This window comes from Natrinema sp. CBA1119 (genome assembly GCF_002572525.1).
Lineage (GTDB): Archaea > Halobacteriota > Halobacteria > Halobacteriales > Natrialbaceae > Natrinema.
Window position 1 is genome coordinate 3,899,616 of record NZ_PDBS01000001.1, and the last position, 13,181, is coordinate 3,912,796.

The following is a 13,181-nucleotide window of genomic DNA, read 5'->3' on the forward strand; positions in this document are numbered from 1 at the left end:
GATTTTGCCGGTCAGTTCAGGCGTGACCGCAGAATGGTTCGCGGCACATCGGTACAGTAGACCGTATGTGGGGACGATTGACGGATCTCAGGCCGACGGGAACCACACCAGCGGGTGGTTCGCGACGAGTTCGACGCGAACCGACTCGCCGATGTCGAACACCTCCGTGTGACCGTGAAGACACTGTATGGTATCGCCGCTGTCGGTCTCGACGCGGTAGATGAACGACGGGCCCTGGTACTGGCGTCGCGTGATCGTGCCGTCGGCCTCATCGGTCGTCGTCGGGCTCACGCGGAGGTCGTCGGGGCGAACCAGCACGTCGACCGTCGCCTCGTCGGACAGCGCCCCCCAGTCCGATCGATCGACGCCGACGAGCGCGTTGGTGTCGAGCTGGCCGACATCGGTCACGAGCACGCCGTCCTCGACGCTCGCCGAGAGGAACCCGGCACGACCGAGGAAGGAGGCGACGAACCGCGAAGCCGGACGCTCGAACACTTTTGCCGGCCGCCCGACCTGTTGGAGTTGGCCATCGTGCATCACGCCGACACGGTCGGCGACCGACAGCGCCTCTTCTTGATCGTGGGTGACCCAGATCGTCGTGACGCCCGTCTCGTCGATGATCCGTCGGATCTCCTCGCGCATGGAGACGCGAAGGCTCACGTCGAGGTTCGAAAGCGGTTCGTCCAGCAGGAGAACGTCGGGCTCAGGTGCCAGCGAGCGCGCGAGCGCGATGCGCTGTTTTTGTCCGCCCGAGAGCTCGCTCGGGCGATCGTCGCCGTGGTCCGACAGGTCGACGAGGTCGAGCAATTGCTCGACGCGGGCCTGACGCTCGCTCTCGGACCACTCTGAGAGCCCAAATCCAACGTTTTCGGCCGCCGTCAGGTGCGGAAAGAGCGCGAAATCCTGAAACACCAGCCCGATACCGCGCTCTTCGGGCGGTACGAACGTCCCGTCGACGTCAGCGAGGACGCGGTCGCCCAGTTTGATGGTTCCATCGTTTGGACGTTCGAGCCCGCCGATCAACCGTAGTGTCGTGGTTTTCCCGCAGCCTGACGGACCCAATAGCGTCAGCACTTCGCCGTCGCCGACGGAAACGGAAAGGTCCTCGACCGCCGTCTCGGTCGCGTACGACCGAGCGATGTTGTCCAGTTCGAGTACTGTCGATTGTCGAGGATCGTCGTCGGTGTCGGCGGTCGATATCGCCGGTTCAGACGATGCGAGCGATTCGCGGTTGTAGTTGTGTTCTGACATGAATTACTCCTCCTGTGAGAGGATGACGACCATCGAAAGACCCGAGACGACGATCAACACCAGCGCGGGGACGGCTGCGAACCCGTAGTAGCCGGATTCGCGGACGCTCCAGATGTACGTGACGAGCGTCTCGAAGCCTGTTGGGTGAAGCACCAGTGTTGCGGGCAACTCTTTCATCGTGGTGAGAAAGACCAGCGCCGCGCCGCCGATCACGCCGGGTGCGATCAGCGGGAGCGTGATCCGGCGGAACGCGCCCGCGGGCGTCCGACCGAGCGTTCGCGCAGCTTCGGTCAGACTCCGGTCGACGCGCAGCACCGACGACCGCGTCGACCCGACGGCCTGCGGGAGAAAGCGGATGACATACGCAAAGATCAACAGTGGGAGCGTCTGGTACAGCGTTGGGGTGACGTCGACGCCGAAAAGCAAGAGGTCGCCGACGGACGATTCGTAATAGACGGCGAAGAACACGAGCGCGAGACCGAGGACGATTCCGGGCATCGCGTACCCCACGTAGGTCATCCGGTCGAACAGCTCAGACAGCCTGGACCGATGTCTCGCGGCAAGGTAGGCAACCGGAACCGCGGCGGCCGCACAGACGACTGCCGCCGCCAGTGAGACGGACACCGAGTTAATCGCGAACTGCCACTGGAAGCCGACGCCCTGTCGGGTGGCCTGGCTCGGACTCCGGACCAGCCAGTGGGTCAGGACGGCCAGTGGCACGACGAGACAGAGGAAGACGATACTCGTACAGAATGCGAGCGCGGGGGCTTTCCACGCGCCCAGTGAGACCGTCGTGTCGCTCCCTGAACTCGCGCCTGTGCCGACGTAGGCCCCGCGACTCGAGTCACCGATTCGCGACTCGATCGAGAGGATCACTGCGGTGATCGCCAGCAACTGCAAGGAGAGCATGGCGGCTGTCTCGCGACCGAACGCGTTGTACTCGACGAAGATGACGCGGGTGAATACGTCCAATCGCATAAGCGACGGAGTACCGAAATCCGAGAGCGTGTACAGCGCGACCAGGAGAGACCCCGATGCGATCCCGGGTAGGAGTTGTCGAAGCGTTACGCGACTGAATGCTCGCCAGCGTGTCGTCCCGAGCGTCCGTGCGGCCTCGACGAGTTGCTGGTCGAAAGACAGCAGCGACGCCCGAGTCGTGATGAACACGTACGGATAGGTGTACAGCGTGAGCACGAGCGTCGTGCCCCAGAACCCGTAGACCGGTGGAATCGACTCGATGCCGAGGGGCGCGAGAGCGTTTGCGAGTTGTCCGCCGGGGCCGAACGCGGAGATGAAGGTAAACGCCCCCAGATAACTCGGGATGACCAGCGGCAGGGCGACGGCGATGGTCCAGAACCGCCGGAACGGGAGATCCGTGCGGACGGTGAGAAAGGCGAGCGGAACGCCAATGCAGATCGATGCGCCGGTGACGGCGGCGACGAGGCCGAGGCTCGTCAACAGGATCTCGACGGTCATCGGGCGCGCGACGATCGACAGCGCGTAGTCGGTGTCGACCTGGAGCACGCGCATGACGATCCACACGATCGGTGAGAGTACCACTGCGGCGATCGCACCGCTCAGGAGCGTCAGGCCGGTCGGATAGCCGTCCGTCTCCCCTTGGTCAAACCGTGACACTAGTCTATCGCCCACGGACATGTTAGAGTGCGCCTACCTCGCGCATGAGTTGCAGCGTCGGCTCGAGGTCCGCGAGCTGGGAGAGATCGAAATCCGGCGGGTTCAATTCGTCGATAGTCGGGAGGTCTCCGATCGGCGGGACGCTGGGGAGCAGCGGATATTCGTACCCCCGCGTCGCCAGGAACTCCTGGGCCTCGATGCTGAGCAGGTGATGGATGAAATCCACCGCCAGCGTCTCGTTTGCCGTGTTCTTGATGATCTCGGTTCCCGAGCAGTTCACGAGCGCGCCCGCGTCGCCCTGCGTGAACGCGAGATCGATCGGGGCGTTGGGACGCTCTTCGAACACGAGTCGCGAGTAGTAGTGATTTGAGAACCCAGCGCTCAACTCGCCGCTCGCGACCCTGTTGGCGACGACCAACTCGTTGTCGTACGTGTTGACGCCCTGTTCTTGCATCCCGTTGAGCCACTGGCGCGCTTCGCTTTCCCCGTCGATGAGTCTCATCGCGGTGACGAACGCTTGGAACGCGCCGTAAGTCGGAGCCCAGCCCATCGCGTTGTTAAATCGTGAATCCTGCGCGAACGTCAAGATGTCGTTTGGAATCTCCGACTCCGAGAACTCCTCCGTGTTGTAGGGAATGCTTCGGGCTCGACCCATGACCCCGACCCACTGATCCGTCGGGTGGTACGTGTCCGGAATTTCGGAGACGAGGTGGTCCGGGAGCGACACGGTCGCGTCGTTTTCGGCGACGATGCCGATCGATCCGGCGTCGATTGCCCAGAAGATGTCCGCCGGACTCTGGCCGGCGTTGACCTCCTCGCTGATGGTGTTCGCAAGCTGGGATGAGGGCGCCTCTCGGATGTTCACGATGAAGTCCTGGTACGTGTTCTGGACCCGCTTCATCAGGTTCGCGTACAGTCCGCCCTCGCCGCCGCCGAGGTAGACCGTTAGTTCGCCCCGCAGATCCGGAAGATCGAGCATCGACCGGCCGGTGTACTCCGAGGGGCGGTCGTCGATCAGCGGACCGGACCCCCGCCACTCTTCGAGGGAAAAGAGTTCGTCGACCGTGTACGTCTTGGGATCGGGTATCGATCCCTCTCGCTCGTACGTCGACTCGTCGCTGTTGCTGGCACACCCCACGAGCGACACGGCTCCGGTCGCCGTTCCGGTGAGTTTCAGGAACTGTCGCCGGCCCCGTCCGGTCGCGTCACTCCGGTGGTCGCCGCCTTCGTATTCGGCCATATACGCCGTATTTTTTGGCTACCCTAAAATGACTTTACATTCGCCGCCGGTCAGGGGTATCAGTCGACGGGCGTCCGTCTTCGGAAACGATGAACTTAACTCGTGAGCCTATCGATCCGGCCATGAACGCGCGTGAAAACGAGCATCATCATCCCCGTGTACAACGATCCAGAGGGGCTAGGAGTGACCGTCGACTCGCTCCTGAACCAGACTGCAACCGACTACGAAGTCGTCATCGCGGACAACGGATCGACCGACGAGACAGCGGCCGTCGGCCGGGAGTTCGCGCAGTCGGACCGTGTTCGCCACGTCGTCGAAGAGGACGTTCAAAGCTCTTACGCGGCTCGAAACGCCGGTATCGAAGTTGCACGTGGGGACATCCTCGGGTTCGTCGACGCGGACATGTGGGTCGAGACCGACTACGTCGAGTCGATCACCGACAAGATGACGGCCGACGACCGGGACTACATGGGGTGTAACGTCGAACTTGTGACCGACGACGGCACGATAGGCCGCTACAGATCTACCACCGGCTTCGACGTCGAAAAATACGTCCGAGAGAAGCGGTTCGCACCGACGTGCTGTGTCGTGACCCGCAAGCGGGTGTTCGACGCCGTCGGGCTCTTCGACAGCCGATTGCGTTCAAACGGGGACCTCGAGTTCGGCCGCCGCGTCCACGAGGCCGGCTTCGACCTCGTGTTCGAGCCCGACATCACGCTCTATCATCCCGCTCGGTCGACGGTCGGTGAACTTATCGCACAAAGTACTCGGATCGGCCGGGGTCGTGGAGAGATCCGGGCGTATCACGGCGATCGGTTCAGTGTGCAAACAACCCTGAATCCGCGACACTATCTCCCGGTAAATCCCATTGCGTTCCACGAGAGAGTGTCCGGAGCGTACCGCTCACTCACTGAATTTCTCCTGTGGTATCTGCTCGCGTGTATCCAGAAGTGGTCGATCACGGGGGGCTATCTGCGACAGACCGTCTCTTCGCCGATGGACGCACCGGATCCTCGTTGACCGTGAGGCGGTATAGTAGCCGTCATTCTACGGTCACGCTCTTCGCCAGGTTCCGTGGTTTGTCGATCGACCGACCTAATCGATTCGCCACCCAGTACGCCACCAGCTGTAACTGCACGTTCGCGAGGATCGGAGTGAGACGTGGTCCCGCGGTTGGCACCTCCAAGACGTGGTCTACATACCGATCGACGTCCGCGGGCGAATCAGTTACCGCGATGACGGGTGCATCGCGCGCCTCGACTTCCGTTACGTTCCCGAGCGTCCTCGTGGCGGTTGCGTCGCCGGTGACGAGCGCGAAAACAGGCGTCCGATCGCTCACCATCGCGAGTGGCCCGTGTTTCAGTTCGCCGGCCGCAAACCCTTCGGCGTGTTTGTACGTAATTTCCTTCATCTTCAGCGCACCCTCGCGGGCGACGGGCGCGTTGTACCCTCTCCCAATGAAGAAGTAGGCGTCGGCATCTTCGTACGTCTCCGCGATGGACCGGGCGTTCGACGTGTCCAAGACCCATTGGACTTGATCGGGAAGGGTACGCAATCGTTTGACCGGGGGTGCTGAACACGTCTCCGAGAGCACGCTGGCGAGCATCGCCAGCGCGACCTGCTGACTCGCGAACGTCTTCGTCGCGGCCACGCTGATCTCCGGGCCCGCACGGATGAGCATCGCGTGATCGCACTCCCGGACGGCTGAACTGCCGACAGTGTTCGTTAGCGCGAGCGTCGTCGCACCGGTGCGATTCGCAGCGCGGAGTGCACGCATCGTATCGGCCGTCTCGCCGCTCTGGGTTACACCCACGACGAGCGTCCCGTCGGACACTGGTATCGAGGCTGCGTCGTACTCGCTGGCGAGAAAACACTGAGCCGACACGTCCCACTCGCGCAACAGTTGCGCGCCGTAGCAGGCAGCGTGATACGAGGTTCCACACGCGACGAACTGTACCGGCCCGTCGCAGTCGAGGGATGCCAATTCCTCGATCGTCACGTCCCCATCTAGTTCAGTGACGCGCTGGCGAAGACACTGGCGAATCGCCCGTGGCTGTTCGTGAATCTCTTTGAGCATGTAGTGGTCGTACCCGCTCTTGCCGGCGTCCTCGGGATCCCACGCGACCGTCTCGATAGCGGTTTCGACGATGGCACCCTGTGCGTCGGTGACGACGATACCTGCAGGGTTGATCCGCGCGAACTGCCCGTCATCGAGGTAGACGACCCGATCCGTGTACTCGATGAACGCTGGCACGTCGCTCGCCAGATAGTGACCGTCGTCCCCGATTCCGAGCACGAGCGGTGACTCGTGACGCGCAGCGTATACCGTCTCGCTGTCGGAGAACACCGCCGCGATGGCGTAGCTTCCGTCGAGTCGGGAGACTGCCTCACGGAACGCTTCCTCGCGGCTGGCCCCCGTCGTGAGTGCATTCTCGATCAGATGGGGGATGACTTCGGTGTCCGTCGCACTCTCAAACGTGTGCTCACCGGCCTCGAGCTCGTCTCGGAGCGACTGGTAATTTTCGATAATACCGTTGTGGACCACGGCGACCGATTCGGTACAGTCCGTATGTGGATGGGCGTTCTCGTCAGTCGGTGGCCCGTGCGTACTCCAGCGAGTATGCCCGATTCCGGCCGTGCCGTCGATTCCCTCGTCCGGAACGGCGGCCTCGAGGGCCGACACCTCGCCTCGACGCTTGTAGACCATCAACGACTCGCCCGAAACTGACAGTCCAGCGGAATCGTAGCCGCGATACTCGAGTCCAGACAAGCCAGTCAGCAGGATATCACTGGCGACTCTCTCGGTCCCGGTGTAGCCGATAATGCCACACATCAGGGCCGTACCTCCGTCCCCTCGGGTATCGTTCCGCGGACGGTCGCACCGGTTTCGACCACCGCATCCGAGCCGACAATCGCGCCTGGGACATACGTGTTTCCACCCCGATCCGTCACGTGATCGGCAAGCAATGCACCGAGGTGTTCGTCTTCGAAGATACGATCGCCGACGCGGACATCTCCGGGTCCGCCGGGGATCGTCGTCCCGTTACCGATCGTTACGCCGACCCCAGTGACGCAATCGACGACGGTCGCTCCGGCTCCGATGCGCGTATCCGCATCGACGACGCTTCGCTCGACGACCGCGTTCGAACCGACCGTCGCGTTGTCGCCCAAACAGACGTACGGACCGACGACTGCTCCGGGACCGATTTCGCAGTCGGGGCCAAGGACGATCGGCTCGCGGATGACCGCCGACTCGTGGATCGTCGCGGATGTCTCGGTGGTCGCGCCCTTGCTGCCGTCGACGATGCCGGCCTCGAATAGTTCGAACGAGACACCGAGTAGGTCCCACGGATACGTTGCATCGGTCCAGAGCCCGTCCGAAATGACGCCTTGCACGACGGCGTCCGACGCGAGAAGTTCCTGGATCCCGTCGATCAACGACTGTTCGCCGGTACGCGGATCGGCGGCGCGAATCGCATCGAAAATACGGGAATCGAACAGATAGACGCCAGCGTTGAGACGATATGGGCGCTCGTCTTCGGGGTGTTCAACGATCGTCGTAACCTGTCCGTCACGAAGGAGGACACCACCGTACTCGCCGACATCTATGTGAGTAAGGAGGCCGAGCGTCGCCGCCGTAGTGGTCTTCCTGTGCGCGTCGAGAACGTCGGTAATAATTCCGTGCTCGACCAGTTGATCGCCATTGACGACTAACACTGGACCGTCGACCTCATCTTCGGCGGCGAGCAGTGCGTGGCCGCTCCCGAACTGATTCTTCTGTGTGACGTACGTCAACGGGACGTTCTCATACGTCGGACCGAAGTAGGTCTGGACGCGGTTCCGTCCGTAGCCGACGACGATCGTGATCTCCGTCACGCCGGCCGCGAGCAACTGATCGAAGACGTGCTCGAGGATCGGCGTGGTCGCAGCCGGCAGCATCGGCTTGGGCCGGTGTTGTGTCAGCGGGCGAAGCCGCGTCCCCTCGCCCCCGGCGAGGACGACAGCGGAGACCGAGTTCATGACCGTATCAGATGACGGTAACTCCTTAGTACTATTGTCTCGGTCGAATACCGCCTGTTACGGTGGGTATCAGCAATCACGTCCACCGGGCGACGTGAGTACGTGCTGTGTGGCACGGCCCGGCCGGTTCCCGTCGACAGAACGAATAGTTCGTTCCGAGATCCCAGGCGGACTGCGAACGTGCGGCACCCATCGACCGTGATTCGATAGCCGCCTGACCGTGTCGGATACCTATAGTAGCCACTGACAGTCACTGCACATCTGATCGCACGACTGGAGCGCGGTTCGGAGCGGGTGCGGTTCGGAGCGAGTGCGGTTCGGAGCGAACACAGTGAGCGAGAACCGCAGGAATGCGAACGGTGAGCGAAGCGAGCCGTAAGCGTTCGAAGTGAGTGAGCACCGCGGGCTGTTCAATCTCGGTTCAGTTGGTATTCTACACACGACGCGCTGGGACTCGAGTCTGCAAGAGTTAAACGGGCCGCGTTCCTAGGGGAGATGCGTGCCTTTAGTCCCCGTCCGAGCAGACCCATTCGGGTGCGATGACAGTACGGCGAACCCGGGCACGCGACAATAGTACTCCGGAGAACTCCCACGAGTTCTCCCGCCCGGCACGAGGGTTAGCCAGCCGACGCGGCACGCCGCCACGGGATGAGGCTGGACGTTAGTGTTCCGGGCGTACATCGATCGCGTAGAGAGATCGCTCTCGTTCGTCAACACACGACTTCTCCAGCCATCATCGGTTACCTGGTCCTCTCCGATACCAATCGATACGAGGGACGGTTCCAACACACAAGTAGCTACGTTTGACTCTGGTCGTCGCTTCAGTTAATAGTTTGCTGTAAAGAAACGACTCAGTAGAGTTGCTGACGGTTATATCGACCCCTTCAACTGCTCGTGCACGTTCCACTGTCGACCGTATCGCATCGAATCGATCATCCGCGTTGATATCGCCACTTCGGCGGTCGTAGTTCACCAACCCATGATCAACCAATCGCGGAAGATGGTTGTGTACTAACGACAGCGCCACCGTGTTCACCGCGTCTTCAGAAACTGTCTCGATCGGAATATCCTGTTTCCACCCAGCAATCTGGAGTGATACTCCGTTGGCGTTTGTGTACTCACGATCCAGTAAATAATACAGAACGTATCGACGATATGAATCGGACAGAAGCTCGCAAAGTGTGTCGAAATCCGCAGCGTTTACCCCTGTATCCATGTCTCGGCTTTTGGATGCTACTACATAAGTTCCGTTCGAAAAATACTTGATGTTGTTGGATAACGATTCGGCGGCTTTCGTATAGTATGCCAACCGATGACGTGTATAACTGCAGAAAACCCCACACAGCCAGCGCCGACGCGGTGGCTCTGTAGGGGGTGAAAGTATGAATTATGAGTGGAGGCGGCGAAACGGATTTCCCAGAGGCTCGCGCACTCCAGTACTCCCCGGAACGCTGGCGAGCTTATCTTCCGTGTTCGGGATGGGTACGGGAGGTACCTCGCCGCTGTGGCCGCCCTAACGCCGACCAACGGAATCGAACCGCTGTCATGCCAATATCGGTGGTGTGTCTCAAACCGTGTGTATGTGTAGTCCAGTTTACGTCCGGACCCGTTCTCGCGTCACGGATCCAATGCGATGTAATGTATGAATGTGTGGCTTGGCCAGTTAGTGCTCGCGGGCTCAACACCTCGTTGCCTTGGTGCGTACACCCCGAGTCTATCGATCTCGTCTTCTACGAGTGGCCTCAGTGGTATCTCTTTTCCAGGTGGGTTTCGAGCTTAGATGCGTTCAGCTCTTACCCCGTGGTGCGTCGCTGCCCAGCACGTGCCCTTTCGGACAGCTGGTACACGAGTGGCACCCATTCGTAGTTCCTCTCGTACTATACGAACGTTCCCGTCAGATACCGTAACACCCCCAATAGATAGCAGCCGACCTGTCTCACGACGGTCTAAACCCAGCTCACGACCTCCTTTAATAGGCGAACAACCTCACCCTTGCCCGCTTCTGCACGGGCAGGATGGAGGGAACCGACATCGAGGTAGCAAGCCACCCGGTCGATATGTGCTCTTGCGGGTGACGACTCTGTTATCCCTAAGGTAGCTTTTCTGTCAGCAATTGGCCGCATCAAGCAGCCTAATTGGTTCGCTAGACCACGCTTTCGCGTCAGCGTCGATCGTTGTGTTCGACACTGTCAGACTTCCGTTTGCTCTTGCGCTCTTCCTCGGGTCTCCGACCCGAGTGAGGAAATCTTGGGGCGCGCCCGATATCTTTTCAGGCGCGTACCGCCCCAGTCAAACTGCCCGGCTACCAGTGTCCTCCGCCAGGAGTGAGAGTCGCAGTCACCATCGGGTAGTATTTCAATGCTGGCTCGGTGGGCCGCTAGCGCGGCTACCTGTGTAATGCCTCCTACCTATGCTGCACAATGGCGACCACGTCTCAGTGACAGCCTGCAGTAAAGCTCTATAGGGTCTTCGCTTCCCCTTGGGGGTCTCCAGACTCCGCACTGGAACGTACAGTTCACCGGGCCCAACGTTGGGACAGTGGCGCTCTCGTTGATCCATTCATGCAAGCCGCTACTAAAGCGGCAAGGTACTACGCTACCTTAAGAGGGTCATAGTTACCCCCGCCGTTAACAGGTCCTTCGTCCCCTTGTACGGGGTGTTCAGATACCTGCACTGGGCAGGATTCAGTGACCGTACGAGTCCTTGCGGATTTGCGGTCACCTATGTTGTTACTAGACAGTCGGAGCGCCCGAGTCACTGCGACCTGCCTCTTCGCGAGGCAGGCATCCCTTATTGCGAACGTACGGGACTAACTTGCCGAATTCCCTAACGTCGGTTGCTCCCGACAGACCTTGGCTTTCGCCGCCATGAGTACCTGTGTCGGATCTCGGTACGGACAGTGTGCTCGCCTTTTCACGGGCTCTAGGTTGGCCTCTCTTACGCTATCCTACCATTCGTCCGCTTCGTACCATTACGGTTTCCACGGATTTCGATAGTTAGACTGGGCGAAAGCCCAGCAGAGGCGGCCCCAAAGCGTTGGCTTTGAGTGCACACTGGCATAGGAATATTAACCTATTTCCCTTTTGTCAATTTCGACTTACGGATTGACTTAGGACCGGCTAACCCTCAGCTGATCAGCATTGCTGAGGAACCCTTACTCGTTCGGTCGTCAGGGGTCTAACCCGACTAACGCTGCTACTATGACCAGAATTTTCGTTACTGAACGGTCCACACGATCTCTCGACCGTGCTTCCACCCGAACAGAACGCCAACCTACAAGATTGCGGTATGAACCGCACTGCTAGGTCTCGGTGGTAGACTTGAGCCCCGATCATTTTGGGCGCCTCAAACCTCGGCCGGTAAGCTATTACGCTTTTCTTAGAGGGTAGCTGCTTCTAAGCTCACCTCCCGGCTGTCTAGGGCTTGAGACCACCTTCGATCGCACTTAGTCTACACTTGGGGACCTTAACCCAGCTCTGGGTTGTCTCCCTCACGGTACACAGGCTTACCCCGTGCACCGGACTCCCTGCGTCAAACGGCGTTTGTAGGTTCGGAGTTGGACAGGGGGGCGCACTCCTCTCGGAGTGCGATCCCCCAATCCGTCGCTCTACCCCACAAACTACCTCGGCAGAGGTCATGCTTCGACATGTTTCGGTTGGAACCAGCTGTTTCCGGACTCGATGGGCCTTTCACCCCTAGACGTAAGTCACGAGAGGGTATTGTAGGACACCAACTCTAACAGACTTCCACGTGCCTTTCGGCACGCTTCATCTTGCTCACGCCTAGATCGTCCGGTTTCGGGTCGTGCCCGTTTGACTCCCCGCGCTTGAACACGGTGACCCTGGTGCAAAGCACTGCGGTCATATCGGTTTCCCTACGCCTTCCTCGATAATCGAGTTAGACTCGTCAAACAGGCACACTCTCTGGTTCGTTTTTCAAAACGTACGACGGAACTTCGGCTTCCCCTGTCGCTTACTACAGGTTCGCACCTGATTCATTGAACAGCGGACCTTGTAAGCCCCGTCGCTCTATCGCCAACTGATTTCACGCCCTATTGCACCTCCCTTCGTGGGGTGCTTTTCAGCGTTCGTTCACACTACTTGTTCGCTATCGGTCTTGAGGAGTGTTTAGTCTTCGCGGTCGATGCCCGCGATATTCACGAGGGATATCCAACCCCCGATACTCTGGAGCTGACTCGTTCCTTACTCGTCGACGGTACGGGACTGTCACCCTGTCTCGTGCTCTGTTCCAAGAGACTTCGCGTCGAGTGTCGGGAAGTGATCGTCAGTCCGAACACCACATTGCCCGTAAGGGCTTCGGTTTGGACTCTGTCGCGTTTATTCGCCATTACTAACGACATCGCGTTTGCTTTCTTTTCCTGTCGATACTAAGATGTTTCAATTCTCGACGTTCCCCATTGCGCGAAGCAATTGCGGTGGGGATTCCCATTCGGAGATCCTGAGTTCTTAGCCTCCGTGCGGCTCCCTCAGGCTTATCGCAGCTTGGCACGTCCTTCTTCAGCTCTCAAGCCGAGCGATCCACCAGCTGGCACAGTAGCCACGTTCATCGGATCTGAATTGCAACCTGCAGTTGTAATTCAAGAGTGACCCGGGAACGGGTCCAGTGGACGCCTGGACTACACGTACACACGGTCTCATCTGCACGCCGTAGACGCGGCATGCATTAACCCTTCCCACCCGCGTTTACACGGGGTGGTGCATCGGTTCTGTCGTACTCAATCATCGCGCCGTCTCCCACTTAAGGGGCACGATTCGATGATCAGTACGAGACATGGACCCACAGGGATTCGAACCCTGGGCATCCTCCTTGCAAAGGAGGCACTCTACCACTGAGCTATGGGCCCACGCCCGTCTCAATAACGAGACGGGCACGGGAGTTGGTGTGAACCTTGGTAGTTCTAAGGTGCCCGATCGGCCAAACGGTGGTCGATCGAACGTGGAACCGCATTGCGATCAGAGATCGCAATTCGTAATCCGCTAAGGTGGGTCAGGCGCGACGGCCTGATCCCGGTCTG

General features: G+C 60.0%; 7 protein-coding genes, 1 tRNA gene and 2 rRNA genes. 1 reads left to right on the forward strand and 9 read right to left on the reverse strand.

Translation table 11 applies throughout. The features are described 5' to 3' along the window. Positions 1-87: 87 nt before the first annotated feature. From CP556_RS19180 to CP556_RS19190, 3 genes are read right to left on the reverse strand one after another with little or no spacing between them, the layout of a single operon-like run. A complete protein-coding gene (locus tag CP556_RS19180) occupies positions 88-1,251 on the reverse strand; it encodes an ABC transporter ATP-binding protein (RefSeq protein ID WP_098727070.1) in 1,164 nt (387 codons plus the stop codon). 3 nt (positions 1,252-1,254) lie between these two features. Then, entirely contained in the window at positions 1,255-2,907 is a 1,653-nt protein-coding gene (locus CP556_RS19185) for an ABC transporter permease (protein WP_098727071.1), read from the reverse strand. A 1-nt stretch (position 2,908) separates the two neighbouring features. Further along, on the reverse strand, positions 2,909-4,126 hold the full coding sequence (locus CP556_RS19190) for a substrate-binding domain-containing protein (protein WP_098727072.1): 1,218 nt from the start codon (positions 4,124-4,126) through the stop codon (positions 2,909-2,911). A 132-nt stretch (positions 4,127-4,258) separates the two neighbouring features. Here CP556_RS19190 and CP556_RS19195 point away from each other — a divergent pair, with 132 nt between their 5' ends. Further along, a complete protein-coding gene (locus CP556_RS19195) occupies positions 4,259-5,146 on the forward strand; it encodes a glycosyltransferase family 2 protein (RefSeq protein ID WP_098727073.1) in 888 nt (295 codons plus the stop codon). A 22-nt stretch (positions 5,147-5,168) separates the two neighbouring features. On the opposite strand, the gene glmS is transcribed toward CP556_RS19195, so the two are convergent. From glmS to CP556_RS19225, 6 genes are all read right to left on the reverse strand, one after another. Next, positions 5,169-6,959, reverse strand: a complete 1,791-nt coding sequence (glmS, locus tag CP556_RS19200) for a glutamine--fructose-6-phosphate transaminase (isomerizing) (RefSeq protein WP_098727074.1) — start codon at positions 6,957-6,959, stop codon at positions 5,169-5,171. Next, positions 6,959-8,146, reverse strand: coding sequence for a sugar phosphate nucleotidyltransferase (locus tag CP556_RS19205; protein ID WP_098727075.1), 1,188 nt, complete (start codon positions 8,144-8,146; stop codon positions 6,959-6,961). Before CP556_RS19205 ends, glmS begins: the two co-directional genes overlap by 1 nt. Positions 8,147-8,879: 733 nt before the next feature. Continuing rightward, complete coding sequence (locus CP556_RS27590) at positions 8,880-9,362, reverse strand: DUF7344 domain-containing protein (RefSeq protein WP_486187778.1); 483 nt, start codon at positions 9,360-9,362, stop codon at positions 8,880-8,882. Between the two features lie 178 nt (positions 9,363-9,540). Further along, positions 9,541-9,662, reverse strand: a 5S ribosomal RNA gene (gene rrf, locus CP556_RS19215). Between the two features lie 129 nt (positions 9,663-9,791). After that, a 23S ribosomal RNA gene (locus CP556_RS19220) occupies positions 9,792-12,712 on the reverse strand. Positions 12,713-12,938: 226 nt separating this feature from the next. After that, a tRNA-Ala gene (locus CP556_RS19225) sits at positions 12,939-13,010 on the reverse strand. Positions 13,011-13,181: the final 171 nt, after the last annotated feature.